General features: G+C 43.9%; 15 protein-coding genes. All 15 read left to right on the plus strand.

The window, feature by feature from the left end; translation table 11 throughout:
• Positions 1-260 precede the first annotated feature (260 nt).
• Positions 261-3074 (plus strand): 2-oxoglutarate dehydrogenase E1 component, encoded by a 2814-nt coding sequence (gene sucA / locus M1F05_RS05020; RefSeq protein WP_206085300.1) that lies wholly within the window; start codon positions 261-263, stop codon positions 3072-3074.
• Between the two features lie 14 nt (positions 3075-3088).
• Entirely contained in the window at positions 3089-4300 is a 1212-nt protein-coding gene (gene odhB, locus M1F05_RS05025) for a 2-oxoglutarate dehydrogenase complex dihydrolipoyllysine-residue succinyltransferase (RefSeq protein WP_206085301.1), read from the plus strand.
• Between the two features lie 132 nt (positions 4301-4432).
• Entirely contained in the window at positions 4433-5599 is a 1167-nt protein-coding gene (gene sucC, locus M1F05_RS05030) for an ADP-forming succinate--CoA ligase subunit beta (RefSeq protein ID WP_206085302.1), read from the plus strand.
• The gene (gene sucD / locus M1F05_RS05035) at positions 5599-6471 is read left to right on the plus strand and encodes a succinate--CoA ligase subunit alpha (protein ID WP_206085303.1); all 873 of its coding nucleotides are present in this window, start codon (positions 5599-5601) and stop codon (positions 6469-6471) included. Before sucC ends, sucD begins: the two co-directional genes overlap by 1 nt.
• A gap of 857 nt (positions 6472-7328) precedes the next feature.
• Positions 7329-8897, plus strand: coding sequence for a cytochrome ubiquinol oxidase subunit I (cydA, locus tag M1F05_RS05040; RefSeq protein ID WP_206085304.1), 1569 nt, complete (start codon positions 7329-7331; stop codon positions 8895-8897).
• A gap of 13 nt (positions 8898-8910) precedes the next feature.
• The gene (gene cydB / locus M1F05_RS05045; RefSeq protein WP_206085305.1) at positions 8911-10050 is read left to right on the plus strand and encodes a cytochrome d ubiquinol oxidase subunit II; all 1140 of its coding nucleotides are present in this window, start codon (positions 8911-8913) and stop codon (positions 10048-10050) included.
• An 11-nt stretch (positions 10051-10061) separates the two neighbouring features.
• Positions 10062-10175, plus strand: a complete 114-nt coding sequence (gene cydX, locus M1F05_RS05050; protein WP_004909083.1) for a cytochrome bd-I oxidase subunit CydX — start codon at positions 10062-10064, stop codon at positions 10173-10175.
• A 4-nt stretch (positions 10176-10179) separates the two neighbouring features.
• The gene (gene ybgE / locus M1F05_RS05055) at positions 10180-10467 is read left to right on the plus strand and encodes a cyd operon protein YbgE (RefSeq protein ID WP_206085306.1); all 288 of its coding nucleotides are present in this window, start codon (positions 10180-10182) and stop codon (positions 10465-10467) included.
• 125 nt (positions 10468-10592) lie between these two features.
• Positions 10593-10997 (plus strand): tol-pal system-associated acyl-CoA thioesterase, encoded by a 405-nt coding sequence (gene ybgC, locus M1F05_RS05060; RefSeq protein ID WP_206085307.1) that lies wholly within the window; start codon positions 10593-10595, stop codon positions 10995-10997.
• On the plus strand, positions 10994-11677 hold the full coding sequence (gene tolQ, locus M1F05_RS05065; RefSeq protein WP_206085308.1) for a Tol-Pal system protein TolQ: 684 nt from the start codon (positions 10994-10996) through the stop codon (positions 11675-11677). Before ybgC ends, tolQ begins: the two co-directional genes overlap by 4 nt.
• A 17-nt stretch (positions 11678-11694) precedes the next feature.
• Positions 11695-12117 carry a colicin uptake protein TolR gene (gene tolR, locus M1F05_RS05070; protein ID WP_047756399.1) on the plus strand — a complete coding sequence of 141 codons (423 nt, stop codon included), beginning with the start codon at positions 11695-11697 and terminating at the stop codon, positions 12115-12117.
• A gap of 51 nt (positions 12118-12168) precedes the next feature.
• On the plus strand, positions 12169-13287 hold the full coding sequence (gene tolA / locus M1F05_RS05075; RefSeq protein ID WP_206085309.1) for a cell envelope integrity protein TolA: 1119 nt from the start codon (positions 12169-12171) through the stop codon (positions 13285-13287).
• Positions 13288-13433: 146 nt separating this feature from the next.
• Complete coding sequence (gene tolB / locus M1F05_RS05080; RefSeq protein WP_206085310.1) at positions 13434-14726, plus strand: Tol-Pal system beta propeller repeat protein TolB; 1293 nt, start codon at positions 13434-13436, stop codon at positions 14724-14726.
• Positions 14727-14770: 44 nt separating this feature from the next.
• Positions 14771-15268 (plus strand): peptidoglycan-associated lipoprotein Pal, encoded by a 498-nt coding sequence (gene pal, locus M1F05_RS05085; protein WP_047756402.1) that lies wholly within the window; start codon positions 14771-14773, stop codon positions 15266-15268.
• Positions 15269-15290: 22 nt separating this feature from the next.
• The gene (gene cpoB, locus M1F05_RS05090; protein ID WP_206085311.1) at positions 15291-16076 is read left to right on the plus strand and encodes a cell division protein CpoB; all 786 of its coding nucleotides are present in this window, start codon (positions 15291-15293) and stop codon (positions 16074-16076) included.
• Positions 16077-16218 lie beyond the last annotated feature (142 nt).

The following is a 16218-nucleotide window of genomic DNA, read 5'->3' on the forward strand; positions in this document are numbered from 1 at the left end:
GTAACAAAAGCAACAGTAAAAAGTAAAAAAAATAGCCAACTGCAAAAGATGAAGAAGACGAAAGCGTAATCTTAGGGGCCTTTAAAAACCGTAGCCAGTTTTTAAAGGTTCCTTAAAAGGGAAACCCTTACTGATAAAGGGCCTCCCAAAGAGAGAACATGCATAAAGCACGTCCAAGAGAACCTTTATCGAGGTCGCTTAAATGCGACGATTAGTTAACCACGGCGAAAACTAAAGCTTATAAAGCTTAAGGGATCACAATGCAGAACGGCGTAATGAAGGACTGGCTGGATTCAAGCTTTCTGGCAGGCGCGAACCAGACATATATAGAACAGCTCTATGAAGATTATCTGACTGACCCTAACTCTGTCGATGCCGAGTGGAAAGCCATTTTTGAGCAACTACCTGGTGCAGCCCTCGGCACTAGCGGTGAGCAATTCCACTCCCAAGCGCGCGATTACTTCCGTCGCTTAGCAAAAGACTCTACACGTTATCACACCTCTGTTAGCGATCCAGCTATCGACGCAAAACAAGTTAAAGTTTTGCAGTTAATTAATGCATTCCGCTTTCGCGGACACCAAAATGCTAACCTTGACCCGTTAGGGCTTTGGAAACGTGAATCTGTTCCAGATTTGGACCCAGCGTTTCATAACTTAACGAAAGAAGATTTCAACGAAACCTTCAACGTCGGTTCTTTTGCTATCGGCAAAGAAACCATGAAACTCAGCGAGCTATATGACAACCTGAAACGCATTTACTGTGGTTCAATCGGTGCGGAATATATGCACATCACGAATACAGAAGAAAAACGTTGGATTCAACAACGCCTTGAGTCTGTTGATGTGTCTAAAATTTTCTCTGCGGATGAGAAAAAACGTTTCCTGTCTGAGTTAACTGCGGCTGAAGGTCTTGAGCGTTACATCGGGGCTAAATTCCCAGGTGCAAAACGTTTCTCATTGGAAGGTGGTGATTCACTGATCCCAATGCTGAAAGACTTAATCCACCATGCTGGCAAACAAGATACTCGCGAAGTTGTTCTTGGTATGGCGCACCGTGGTCGTTTAAACGTACTGGTTAATATCTTAGGTAAAAAACCAGGCGAATTATTTGATGAATTCGCAGGTAAACATAAAGATCATTCAAGTGCGGGCGACGTTAAATATCACCAAGGCTTCTCTTCTGACTTCGAAACCGCGGGTTCACGTGTTCACTTAGCGCTGGCATTTAACCCATCGCACCTTGAAATCGTTAGCCCAGTGGTCATCGGTTCTGTACGCGCTCGTCGTGACCGTTTAGATGAAGGTCGCAGCAACATGGTTCTGCCAATCACCATTCACGGTGACTCCGCAGTGACTGGCCAAGGTGTTGTGCAAGAAACCCTGAACATGTCTCAAGCACGTGGTTATGAAGTGGGCGGTACCATGCGTATCGTCATTAACAACCAAATTGGTTTCACCACTTCTAACCCTAAAGATACTCGTTCAACTGAATACTGTACTGACATTGTGAAGATGGTTCAGGCGCCAATTTTCCACGTGAATGCAGATGACCCAGAGGCGGTTTCATTTGTCACACGTTTAGCGCTGGATTTCCGTAATACCTTTAAACGCGATGTGATGATCGATTTAGTCTGTTATCGCCGTCATGGTCATAACGAAGCCGATGAGCCAAGTGCAACTCAGCCTGTGATGTACCAAAAAATCAAACAGCACCCAACGCCACGTAAAATCTACGCAGACCGCTTAATTGCAGAAAACGTATTGAGTGCAAATGATGTGACGGAAATGGTTAACCTGTACCGCGATGCGTTAGATGCGGGTAACTGCGTGGTTGAAGAGTACCGTGAAATGGGGCTGAACTCATACACATGGGCACCATATCTGAACCACGAATGGGATGCATCCTACAAATCAACAGTTGATATCAAACGTTTAACGGATCTGGCTGTTAAAGTCAGCACTATCCCTGAAGGCGTTGTCGCGCAATCTCGTGTTGAGAAAATCTATGCGGATCGCGCAGAAATGGCGAAAGGCGAGAAATTACTCGACTGGGGTGCTGCCGAGACTTTAGCGTATGCAACGTTAGTTGATGAAGGCATTCCAGTGCGTTTATCGGGTGAAGATGCCGGCCGCGGAACCTTCTTCCATCGTCATGCGGTTATTCACAACCAAACTAACGGTTCTGTCTACGTTCCACTGCAAAACATTCATAACGGCCAAGGCGTATTTAACGTTTGGGATTCTGTTCTGACTGAAAATGCGGTATTGGCATTCGAATACGGCTATGCAACCACTGAACCTCGTGCTTTAACCATTTGGGAAGCACAATTTGGTGACTTCGCGAACTGTGCGCAAGTGGTTATCGACCAATTTATTAGCTCTGGTGAGCAAAAATGGGGTCGTATGTGTGGTCTGGTGATGTTACTGCCTCATGGTTATGAAGGTCAGGGCCCAGAGCACTCATCTGCACGTTTAGAACGTTACCTACAACTGTGTGCTGACCAAAACATGCAAGTGTGTGTGCCGTCAACACCTGCTCAGGTTTATCACATGTTACGCCGCCAAGCCTTACGTGGCATGCGTCGTCCTCTGATTGTGATGTCACCAAAATCCCTGCTGCGTCATCCATTAGCGGTGTCTAGCATGGAAGAACTGGCAAATGGTACATTTGAACCTGTTATCGGTGAAATCGATGAAATCAATCCGAAAAATGTGAAACGCGTCGTTATGTGTTCAGGGAAAGTCTATTACGATCTGTTAGAACAACGTCGTAAAAATGAACAAACTGACGTGGCTATCGTTCGTATTGAGCAGCTGTATCCGTTCCCACACGATGATATCCAAAAAGCGTTGTCGCAATTTAGCCATGTGAAAGACTTTGTATGGTGCCAAGAAGAGCCATTAAACCAAGGTGCTTGGTATTGCAGTCAACATAATTTCCGTGAAGCTATCCCTGCAGGGGCAACTTTACGTTATGCAGGTCGAGCTGCTTCTTCATCTCCAGCAGTTGGCTATACGTCCGTACACCAAGAGCAACAAAAAGCTCTGGTAAATGACGCTTTGAACATTGAATAATTAAAGGATAGAAAATGAGTAGCGTAGAAATTCTTGTTCCCGATCTTCCTGAGTCCGTTGCCGATGCTACGGTTGCCACATGGCATAAAAAACCAGGTGACAGTGTTCAGCGTGATGAAGTCCTGGTTGAGATCGAAACAGATAAAGTGGTACTGGAAGTGCCTGCGAGCGAAGCTGGCGTATTAGAAGCTATTGTAGAAGACGAAGGCGCAACGGTATTATCTAAACAACTGTTAGGTCGTATTCGTTTGGGTGATAGCACTGGCATCCCAGCAGAAGTGAAAGAATCACAAGAAGCAACACCAGCACAACGTCAAACTGCAAGTCTGGAAACCGAAAGCAACGATGCGCTGAGCCCAGCAATTCGTCGCCTGATTGCAGAGCATGACCTGAACCCTGCGGATATTAAAGGTACTGGTGTTGGTGGTCGTTTAACGCGCGAAGATGTTGAAAAACACTTAGCAGCAAACAAATCTGCAGCGCCAGCAGCATCTGCACCAGCTGCACCACAGGCTCCTTTGGCACACCGTAGCGAAAAACGTGTTCCAATGACACGTTTACGTAAACGTATCGCTGAGCGTCTGTTAGAAGCGAAAAACACCACAGCAATGTTGACCACGTTTAACGAAATCAACATGCAACCAATCAAAGACTTACGTAAACAGTATGGCGAAGCGTTTGAAAAACGTCACGGTGTACGTTTAGGCTTTATGTCTTTCTATGTAAAAGCTGCGGTTGAAGCACTGAAACGCTATCCAGAAGTGAACGCTTCTATCGATGGCAGCGATGTGGTTTACCATAACTATTTTGATATCAGCATCGCAGTATCAACGCCTCGTGGCCTGGTCACCCCAGTGCTGCGCGATGTTGATGCAATGAGCATGGCGGATATCGAGAAGAAAATTAAAGAACTGGCTGTTAAAGGTCGTGACGGTAAATTAACTGTTGAAGACTTAAGCGGCGGTAACTTCACTATTACTAATGGTGGCGTATTTGGTTCTCTGATGTCTACACCTATCATTAACCCACCACAGAGCGCAATTTTAGGCATGCATGCCATTAAAGACCGCCCTATGGCTGTAAATGGTAAGGTAGAGATTCTTCCTATGATGTACTTAGCGCTGTCTTATGACCACCGCTTAATCGATGGTAGCGAGTCAGTCGGCTTCTTAGTCGCTATCAAAGATATGCTGGAAGATCCAACTCGTTTACTGCTGGACGTATAGCAACATAACAGGGTAGGGAACAACCTGCCCGGTCTGAAGTAACCGATGCAGCCCGTTCGCGGGTTGCTAAATCAGTAACAATTGCAGGAGGCGAATAAACGCCTCTTCAGACTCAATTATGGATAGAACATCATGAATTTACACGAGTACCAGGCAAAACAGTTGTTTGCACGTTATGGGATGCCTGCACCAACAGGTTATGCCTGTTCATCAGTCGCTGAAACCGTCGATGCTGCGAAAAAAATTGGCAACGGCCCATGGGTAATTAAATGCCAAGTTCACGCAGGTGGACGCGGTAAAGCTGGCGGCGTTAAAGTTACTAGCGATATCAACGAAGTTAAAGCTTTCGCAGAAAACTGGTTAGGTAAAAATTTAGTTACCTATCAAACAGATGCAAACGGCCAGCCAGTTAACCAAATTTTGGTCGAAACGGCGACTGACATTGCGAAAGAGTTATATTTAGGTGCGGTTGTTGACCGTAGCACTCGTCGCGTTGTTTTCATGGCATCGACTGAAGGTGGTGTGGAAATTGAGAAAGTTGCTGAAGAAACACCAGAATTGATCCACAAAGCCATTATCGACCCACTGACAGGCCCAATGCCTTTCCAAGGCCGTGAATTAGCGTTCAAATTAGGCTTAACGGGCAAACAAGTTAGCCAATTCGCGAAAATTTTCATGGGTCTGGCGACACTGTTCCTTGAGCGTGATTTAGCATTAGCCGAAATCAACCCTCTGGTTATCAGCACAGCAGGTGATTTAGTGTGTTTAGATGGTAAATTAGGCATCGACAGTAATGCATTATACCGCCAACCTGAAATCCGTGAACTGCGTGACGAATCTCAAGAAGATGCGCGTGAAGCACAAGCGGCTCAGTGGGAACTGAACTACGTTGCACTAGATGGCAATATCGGTTGTATGGTTAACGGTGCAGGCCTCGCAATGGGTACCATGGACATCGTTAAACTGCACGGCGGTGCACCTGCTAACTTCTTAGACGTTGGCGGCGGCGCAACAAAAGAGCGTGTTACTGAAGCATTTAAAATCATCCTTTCTGATGAAAACGTGAAAGCGGTTTTCGTTAACATCTTTGGTGGTATCGTTCGTTGCGACCTGATTGCAGACGGCATCATTGGTGCAGTTGAAGAAGTTGGTGTAAATGTACCAGTAGTTGTGCGTTTAGAAGGTAACAATGCTGAGTTAGGTGCTAAGAAACTGGCAGACAGCGGCTTGAACATTATCGCTGCAAACAGCCTGACTGACGCAGCTAAAAAAGCAGTAGCAGCAGCGGAGGCTAAATAATGTCTATTTTAATCGATAAAAACACCAAAGTAATTTGCCAAGGTTTCACCGGTGGTCAAGGTACATTCCACTCAGAACAAGCAATTGCTTATGGAACACAAATGGTTGGTGGTGTGACTCCAGGTAAAGGTGGCACAACTCACCTTGGCCTGCCAGTATTTAACACTGTGCGTGAAGCCGTTGAAGCAACGGGTGCAACCGCTTCTGTTATCTACGTTCCAGCGCCATTTTGTAAAGATTCTATCTTAGAAGCTATCGATGCAGGCATTAAACTGATCATCACTATCACTGAAGGTATCCCAACGCTGGATATGCTGACGGTGAAAGTGAAATTAGACGAAGCTGGCGTTCGCATGATTGGTCCAAACTGTCCAGGTGTTATCACTCCAGGTCAATGTAAGATTGGTATCCAACCTGGCCACATTCACTTACCAGGTAAAGTCGGTATCGTTTCACGTTCAGGTACACTGACTTATGAAGCGGTTAAACAAACGACAGATGCAGGCTTAGGTCAATCTACTTGTGTTGGTATCGGTGGTGACCCAATCCCAGGTTCTAACTTCATTGATATCTTGAAATTATTCCAAGCTGACCCACAAACTGAAGCGATTGTCATGATCGGTGAAATCGGTGGTAACGCAGAAGAAGAAGCGGCAGCTTATATTAAAGAGCACGTGACTAAACCTGTTGTTGGTTACATCGCAGGTGTGACTGCGCCGAAAGGCAAACGTATGGGGCACGCTGGTGCAATTATCGCTGGCGGTAAAGGTACCGCAGATGAAAAATTTGCTGCATTAGAAGCGGCGGGCGTGAAAACCGTTCGTAGCCTTGCAGACATCGGTGATGCCGTTAAATCATTACTGAATAAGTAAATGACCCGCTAGGAAACTAGCAACTGTAAGAGACAAAAGCCCGTGCTTGTTTGAGTACGGGTTTTTTTTGCTTGTCGTAAGGCTAGATACAAAGACTTAACAGAATTTCTGTACCACTTATAAGGTTTTCTAAAAAAGAGTGTCTATACTTAAAAAATGCGTTCATAGGCTCTGTCATGGGGGATTGGGGTTAACTGTTGTGTGCATTGATGGATTGTGAGGCTATCGTTCGCACTTTATGCAAAAAATAGCGAAATTGCGGCACATCAATTTTATAACTTTTAGGAGGAATGAATTATCTGAATATAGGAATTTAGTTGAGTTAGATTCGTATATTAATAAAATTCATAATAACTTTAAAATAAGATACTATTACAAATTAAATATTCTTTTTTAGAGACCTTAATACAAAGATTATATTTTTTTGTTAATCTTTGGGAAAATTAAGTACATTTATATCAATACCAATAACAGTGCATTAACAAGTAAATAACTATTAATTGACTGAGACTCAGAACAATTAACAAGGTGAAAAAAATTGACGTAAATCAATTCATTGGAACTAGCTTTATTCTGTTAAATTGCTTAAATTGGTGCTCGATCAAATACTCGGTTTTCTATTAAAGAGTATAATTATTGATGTAAATTCAGAATTCAAATCTGAGTCACGTAAAAGAAGTTTATTGTGTGTGAAGATAGGCGTACTATTATTATAGTAACGTTCGTTCTTTTAATTTTGTTAATTATTTGTTGTTTTGAGGCATTTTTTGCTGGTAGTTAAGAGGCTTTCTAAAAACATAATTTGGAAGCTGGGTTGCCGCAAGTCGGTGTCTTCCTGCTAGGAGCAAGGAGTCAAGATGTTTGATATTGTCGAACTGTCACGATTACAGTTTGCCTTAACTGCGATGTATCACTTCCTGTTCGTACCATTAACGCTCGGTATGGCGTTTTTGCTTGCGATCATGGAAACGGTATATGTGCTGTCTGGCAAGCAAATTTATAAAGATATGACTAAGTTCTGGGGTAAGTTATTTGGTATTAACTTTGCTCTGGGTGTTGCAACGGGTCTGACCATGGAGTTCCAATTTGGTACTAACTGGTCTTACTACGCGCACTATGTTGGAGATATCTTCGGTGCACCTCTTGCAATCGAAGGTCTGATGGCGTTCTTCCTAGAATCAACGTTTGTCGGTTTATTCTTCTTTGGTTGGGATCGTTTAAGCAAAAAACAACATCTAGCTGTAACATGGTTAGTTGCTTTAGGTTCTAACTTCTCTGCTTTGTGGATCTTGGTTGCGAATGGTTGGATGCAAAACCCAATCGCTGCTGATTTCAACTTCGAAACAATGCGTATGGAAATGGTTAGCTTCTCTGAGCTAGTCTTAAACCCAGTTGCGCAGGTTAAGTTTGTCCACACAGTTGCTGCGGGTTATTGTACCGGTGCAATGTTTATCCTTGGTATTAGCTCTTACTACCTGCTTAAAGGTCGTGATGTTGCTTTTGCTAAACGTTCTTTTGCAATTGCTGCAAGTTTTGGTATTGCTGCCGTTCTGTCTGTTATCGTTCTTGGTGATGAATCAGGTTACGAAATGGGTGACGTTCAAAAAACCAAATTAGCTGCTGTTGAAGCCGAGTGGGAAACCCATGCTCCACCAGCTGCGTTTAACTTAATCGCTTGGCCAGATACTGAGAAGCAAGAAAACAAATTTGCTATCTCGATTCCTTGGGCGATGGGTATCATTGCAACTCGTTCTATTGATACGCCTGTATTAGGTCTGAAAGACCTGATGAAACAGCATGAAGTTCGTATCCGTAACGGTATGGTTGCATATGGTCAGTTACAAGAGCTTTTAGCGGGTAACAAAGATCCTGATTTGCGTGCAGCATTCGAAGCAAGCAAAAAAGATCTGGGTTACGGTCTTCTGTTAAAACAATATGCACCAAATGTTGTTGATGCAACAGAAGCGCAGATTCAAAAAGCGGTTAAAGACAGTATTCCGAACGTCGGTCCTCTGTTCTGGGCATTCCGTATCATGGTTGGTGTCGGCTTCCTGTTACTGTTAATCATTAGCTGGGCATTCCTGTCAGTCGTTCGCAACCGTATTGGTCAAAGCAAACTGCTGTTACGTATCGCCTTGATTGGTATCCCATTACCATGGATTGCAATTGAAGCGGGTTGGTTCGTTGCAGAATATGGTCGTCAGCCATGGGCAATTGGTGAAGTGTTACCTGTTTCGGTCGCACACTCTAATTTGACAACTCATGACCTGATCTTCTCTATGGTACTGATCTGTGGTCTGTACACGCTGTTCTTAATTGCTGAAATGTTCTTAATGTTCAAATTCGCTCGTAAAGGGCCTAGCAGCCTAAAAACCGGTCGTTATCACTTTGAACAGAAAAACACTTCTGCACACGACGTTCAGTAAATAGGAGCCACTTATGTTTGATTATGAAGTTCTTCGGTTTGTGTGGTGGATCCTTATCGGTGTATTACTGATTGGATTTGCTGTCACGGATGGCTTTGACATGGGCGTTGGCTTCTTATTACCTATCTTAGGTAAAACAGATACTGAACGCCGTATCATGATTAATGCCGTTGCGCCGCACTGGGATGGTAACCAAGTTTGGTTAATCACAGCTGGTGGTGCGATGTTTGCTGCATGGCCACAAGTCTATGCTGCATCATTCTCTGGTTTCTATATCGCCATGATTTTGGTCTTAGCGGCATTGTTCTTCCGTCCGGTTGGTTTCGACTACCGTTCAAAACTGGAGAACCCAAAATGGCGTAACATGTGGGACTGGGGTCTGTTTATTGGTGGTTTCGTTCCACCATTAGTTATCGGTGTTGCGTTTGGTAACCTGTTACTGGGTGTTCCACTGCAAATCGATAACCAACAGTACCTGACTTATACTGGTAACCTGTTTGGTCTGCTGAACCCATATGGTCTGTTAGCCGGTGTGGTTGGTTTAATGATGATTGTTACCCAAGGTGCAACTTATCTGCAAATGCGTACGACTGGCGAGCTGTATCTCCGTGTGCGTAAAACAACGTATATTTGTGCACTAGTTACACTGTTAGCGTTTGCAGGTGCGGGTGTTTGGCTGGTAATGGGAATCGATGGCTATGTTATCACTTCAGCGATTGATCACCATGCAGTGTCAAACCCACTGAATAAAACAGTAGAGATTGTTTCAGGTGCTTGGTTGACTAACTTCAACACCTACCCAATCCTGTGGGCTCTGCCTGCACTGGGTCTAGCACTGCCATTATTAACCATGCTGTTTAGTAAAGCAGACAAAAATGGTTGGGCGTTTGTCAGCTCTTCATTAACAATCGCGTGTATCATTTTAACTTGTGGTGTAGCAATGTTCCCATTCATCATGCCTTCAAGCATCATGCCAAATGCAAGCTTGACCATGTGGGATGCGACTTCTAGCTTGTTTACTCTGCAAGTGATGACTGTGGTTGCTATTATCTTTGTTCCAATCGTACTGGCATACACCGCATGGTGTTACTACAAAATGTTTGGTCGTCTGGACAAAAACTTCATCGAAGGCAACAAGCACTCACTGTATTAAGGAGCATAACTATGTGGTATTTCGCCTGGATCCTCGGCACGCTGTTAGCTTGTAGTTTTGCAGTGATTGCAGCATTAGCGTTAGAGCACTCTGAAGACTCTAAAGCCGCTAAAGATGGTGAGTAAGTAAATGCTGGTGGATAAAACCTATCAGCTATTGGATAAGGGGCCGATAAGGGCCCTTATCCTTATTTTAGCTTTAGTGACAGCTGGTGCGGTAATGTGGGATCCAACTATGTTCGCAGCCAAAACCAGTTCTTTCCAAATATGGCAAGGCTTGTTATTAATTTGGGCAACCTGTACAGCGATGATTTTTGGGGTGGGTTTTAAACCTCAAAAAGTTATCTTTCGTGCCGTTTTTCACCCATTGCCAGCTGCCATCATTCTTATCTGGGGACTTTTTCAAGTCTTTAGATAATTCTAATTGCTAATTGTGGGTCAATGGACCCATAATTATTTTTGATATCTTTACTTTCAAAGTGATTCCAAACTGACACTGTCTTGCGTATAGTGGCACCGTTAATGAATTTAACCTAAGACGGAGTGGTTGATATGTTATTTCGCTGGCCTGTTCGCGTGTATTATGAAGATACAGATGCGGGCGGTGTGGTTTATCACGCGCGCTATTTAGCTTTTTTTGAGCGGGCTAGAACAGAAATGTTGCGAAATAAAGGGATCAATCAGCAAAGTATGCTTGCTGAGAACCTTGGCTTTGTTGTGCGTAGCATGACAATTGATTTTGTGAAGGGCGCTCGGTTGGATGATATGTTGGAAGTTGAGACGCAAATCGTTGAAATGAAACGCGCCTCATTAACCTTTCATCAAAGGTTAGTTGATTCGCAAGGTAACCTGCTTTGTGGGGCTAATGCCCTAATTGCTTGTGTGGACACATCAAAAATGAAGCCTACAGCGCTTCCTAAGTCTATTGTCGCGGAGTTTAAACAGTGACTGACATGAATATCCTGGATTTATTCCTAAAAGCGAGCCTTTTGGTTCAGCTTATTATGTTCGTTTTGATCGGTTTTTCTATTGCATCATGGGCGATCATCATTCAAAGAACCAAAATTTTAAATGCCGCTAGCCGTGAAGCAGAGGCATTCGAGGATAAGTTCTGGTCAGGAATCGAGCTATCGCGCTTATATAAAGAAAGCCAAGCGCGTCGTGATGAACTCAGTGGCGCAGAACAAATTTTCCACTCAGGTTTTAAAGAGTTTGTTCGTTTACATCAAGCGAATATTCATGCACCTGATGCCGTGGTTACAGGGGCTTCCCGTGCAATGCGTATTTCAATGAATCGTGAATTAGAATCCGTAGAGGCACATATCCCATTCTTAGGTACCGTCGGGTCAATTAGCCCGTATATTGGTTTATTTGGTACGGTTTGGGGGATCATGCACGCATTTATTGCATTAGGTGCGGTTAAACAAGCGACATTGCAAATGGTTGCACCTGGTATTGCAGAAGCACTGATCGCGACAGCAATTGGTCTGTTTGCCGCAATTCCAGCGGTTATGGCGTATAACCGTTTAAACCAGCGTGTCAACAAGTTAGAACAAAGCTACGATAACTTTATGGAAGAATTTTTAGCCATCTTGCATCGTCAAGCCTTCTCTGCTGATAAGAAATAATACGGGGAGATAAGCGAATGGCGCGCACAAGTCGCAGACGTGAGCTGAAATCCGAAATTAACATTGTTCCATTGCTGGATGTATTATTGGTACTTTTGCTGATCTTTATGGCAACTGCACCCATTATTTCTCAAAGCGTGGAAGTTGAATTGCCGGATGCAACTGATACACAAACCGTATCATCAAGTGATAACCCACCGATTATTTTAGAAGTATCGGGAGTGGGGCAATACAATATGCGCCTTGATGGCGAGGTGTTAGAATTGCTTCCACCAGAACAGATTGCAGCTGAAGCTAAAGCTCAATTAGCGAAAAATCCCAAAGCGATTTTCTTAATTGGGGGGGCAAAAGAAGTGCCTTATGAAGAAGTGATTAAAGCATTGAACATTTTGCACAGCGCAGGGATTAAATCTGTCGGCTTGATGACTCAGCCTATCTAGGCTGGGTTGTTGTGGTTTGAATAAGTCACACATCTTTTTTTGGATACCAGAGTGGGAAAGACAAAAGAGAAAAAAGATAACTTAAACCGGTCACTTGTGATGTCAGTGGTTCTGCACGTCCTGTTGATTGGTTTGATCGTTATAGGCTCTTTAGTTTCCGTCGTCAAACTTGGTGGTGGCGGAGAAGAAGGGACTGTCATCGATGCGGTGATGGTCGACCCTGGCGTGGTTGTTGAGCAGTATGAAGAAATGCAAAAACAACAAAACATGGCCAGACAAGCGGCTAAAGAGCGCAAAGAACAAGAGCAGAAACAAGACGCTGAGCTAAGAGAACAGCAAGAGAAGGAACAAAAACGCCTTCAAAAACTGGAAGAAGAGCGGATTAAAACTGAACGTGATACAGCTGAGCAACAAAAACAAGCTGAGGAACAACAGAAAAAAGCGTTAGATGCCGCGAAGAAAGCGAAGGAAGAGCAGAAAATTGCGGAAGAAGCGGCTGCAAAAGCAAAAGCAGAGAAAGAAAAGTTAATTAAAGAGCAAGCGGCAGAAAAAGCCAAAGCCGAAGCTCAAGCGCAAAAAGAAGCCGAAGCCGCTAAAGCTAAAGCCGAAAAAGAAGCCAAAGAAAAAGCTGAAAAAGAAGCCAAAGAAAAAGCCGAAAAAGAGGCCAAAGTAAAAGCCGATAAAGAAGCTAAAGCCAAGGCAGATAAAGAAGCGAAAGAAAAAGCAGACAAAGAAGCCAAAGCAAAAGCCGCGAAAGCCAAAGCGGAAGCTGCCAAAAATGCCGCTTCAGTTGATGATTTACTCGGTGATTTAACCGCATCAGGCCCAAGCAAAAAAGGTGGCCAAGCTGCTGCAGGAAGTGGTGGTGGTAAAAAATCTGGGGCCTCTAATGCAGATGTAGACAGTTATGCAGGGAAAGTCAAAGCGGCGATTCAAAGCAAGTTCTATGATTCGGATACGTTTCGTGGGCGGACCTGTGAGCTACAATTGAAACTTGCTCCAGATGGATTATTGGTGAGTATTACGCCAAAGAATAGCCCGACCAATGATGCAGCGTTATGTGATGCGGCAATTAGAGCAGCGAAACTTGCGACAATGCCAAAACCACCTAGCCGTGAGGTCTATGATACATTTAATAAAGCAGGTAGCACTGTTGTGTTTAAACCTTGATTTTCAATAACTCAGAGCTATCTGTATTGAAAATTTTATGGCAATAGCATAAATAGTTTGCGTGGTATCTAGTTTTGTTATTATACCTTTGTTAAAATTCAGCGAATTATTGCGGTGGTAAATAATACGCAATAAGGGAGATAAGAATGAAGCAGGCTTTTAAAGTAGTTTTAGGGTTCCTAATGCTATGGGCGACAGTGGCTCAGGCTGAAATACGTATTGAGATCACTGAAGGTGTAAACTCAGCTCAACCAATTGGTGTGGTACCTTTTAAATGGTCTGGTGCAGGTGCGCCACCACAAGAAGTTGGCCAAATCGTAGGTGCTGATTTACGTAATAGCGGGAAATTTAACCCGATTGAGCCAAGTCGTATGCCTCAACAACCTGGCACTGCATCGGAAGTCATTCCTGATGCATGGACTGCATTAGGCATTAATGCAGTGGTTGTGGGTCAAGTACAGCCAGCAGCAGATGGTAGTTTTGTGGTTAGCTATCAGTTAGTGGATGTTGCCGCTAACCCAGGTGCTGTATTATCTCAAAATCAATTTAAAGTCACTAAAGAGTGGTTACGCTATGCGGCGCACACTGCAAGTGATGAAGTCTTTGAAAAACTGACAGGCATTCGTGGTGCATTCCGTACACGCATTGCATATGTTGTTGTGAACAAAGGCGGTCAGTATCCATATGAATTACGAGTTTCTGATTATGACGGTTTTAACCAATTCACGGTTCACCGTTCACCAGAACCTTTAATGTCGCCAGCTTGGTCACCAGATGGTGAGAAACTGGCGTATGTAACTTTTGAAAGCGGTAGTTCAGCACTTGTCATTCAAACCTTGTCTTCAGGGGCGGTTCGTCAGGTTGCATCTTTCCCACGTCATAATGGGGCACCTGCATTCTCTCCTGATGGGACAAAATTGGCATTTGCACTGTCTAAAACAGGCAGCCTGAATTTATATGTTATGGATTTAGCAAGTGGGCAAATTCGTCAGGTAACCGATGGTCGCAGTAATAATACTGAGCCAAGTTGGATGCCAGATAGCCAAACTTTGGTCTATACTTCAGATCAGGCTGGACGTCCGCAGATTTATAAAATGAATATTAATGGTGGCAGCCCGACACGTGTATCTTGGGAAGGAACACAAAATCAGGACGCTGACGTTAGCCCGGATGGTACTTTCTTAGTGATGGTCAGCTCCGGCGGCGGTCAGCAACATGTCGCCAAACAAGATCTGGCAACGAATAACGTTGAATTTTTAACGAAAACGTTCCTAGATGAAACGCCGAGTATCGCACCTAACGGCACTATGGTAATTTATAGCTCCTCTCAAGGCTTGGGGACTATATTGCAGCTAGTTTCGACCGACGGGCGTTTCAAAGCGCGTCTTCCGGCGACCGATGGACAGGTTAAATTCCCTGCCTGGTCTCCGTATCTGTGATGCATAATAATAATGTGTGGCAAAAAATATTAAGGATCAAAACGATGCAACTGAATAAAGTGCTTAAAGGGCTGATGATCGCGTTACCAATCATGGCAGTCGCAGCTTGTAGCTCTAACAAAAACAATGACCAAGATGGCGTAGATACTTCTACTAACCAAACTAACACTGGTCTGTCTGCGGAAGAGCTGGCACGTCAGCAAATGGAACAGCTGCAACAAAACAACACTGTTTACTTTGGCTTTGACAAATACAACGTATCTCCAGAATACGCTGATATGTTAGATGCACACGCAGCATTCCTGCGTAGCAACCCATCTGTACGTGTTGTTGTTGAAGGTCATGCGGATGAGCGTGGTACTCCAGAATACAACATCGCACTGGGCGAGCGTCGTGCTAATGCAGTTAAAATGTACCTGCAAAGCAAAGGTGTTTCTGGTGACCAAGTTTCACTGGTTTCTTACGGTAAAGAAAAACCAGCTGTGTTAGGTCATACTGAAGCAGACTACGCGAAAAACCGTCGTGCAGTCATTGCATACTAATAGATAAGCGAAATTATCTATTATGAACAGTAACTTCAGACATTTACTAGTCGGTCTGTCGTTATTGGTTGGCGTAGCGGCCCCTTGGGCCGCTATTGCCCAAGCGCCAATCAACAATGTCGGATCTGGTTCTCCAGGTGACCGTCTATCCCAACTTGAGACTGCAGTTTCTTCTCAAGGTCAAATTCTGTATCAAATTCAACAACAACTCGCTGATAACCAACGTGATATCGATATGTTACGTGGTCAGATTCAAGAAAGTGAATACAAATTGAATCAAGTCATCGAGCGCCAAAAAGATTTGTACATGCAATTAGACAATGCGGGTGGCGGCAATTCAGCTAACTCAGGTGATGCGCCTGATACAAGTTCAGCAAATACATCATCTTCCTCAAATACACCAGCGGCAGCTGCTAACACAGGTGGAAATGAGAAAGATGATTACAATGCTGCGGTTAAGCTCGCAATGGAAAGCAAGTCAAAAGCTCAAATTGATGATGCTATCGGTGCATTACAAGGCTTTGTTAAAGTCTATCCTAAGTCAGGATATCAATCTAACGCCAACTATTGGTTGGGGCAGTTAAACTACAATAAAGGTAGCAAGGACGACGCTGCATTCTACTTTGCCACTGTAGTGAAGCAATATCCAAAATCCCAAAAAAGCAGTGAAGCTCTATATAAAGTTGGGCTGATCATGCAAGACAAGGGACAAAAAGATAAAGCGAAAGCTGTTTACCAGCAGGTGTTGAAACAATATCCAAACAGTGCGGGCTCTAAATTAGCTGAAAAAAAGCTAAGCGCACTTTAATTCCTAGCCCCGAAGCGATATTGCCGAATATTTCGGGGTTATCAGTATGATAAATGTGCATTCAATCTTTTTATGCAAAAAAATCATTGCACCCTCGTCAGAAATCAGTAATATAAGCCGCCGTTGATACGAGAATACGGTT

The organism is Providencia sp. PROV252, assembly GCF_033676005.1.
GTDB lineage: Bacteria > Pseudomonadota > Gammaproteobacteria > Enterobacterales > Enterobacteriaceae > Providencia > Providencia vermicola.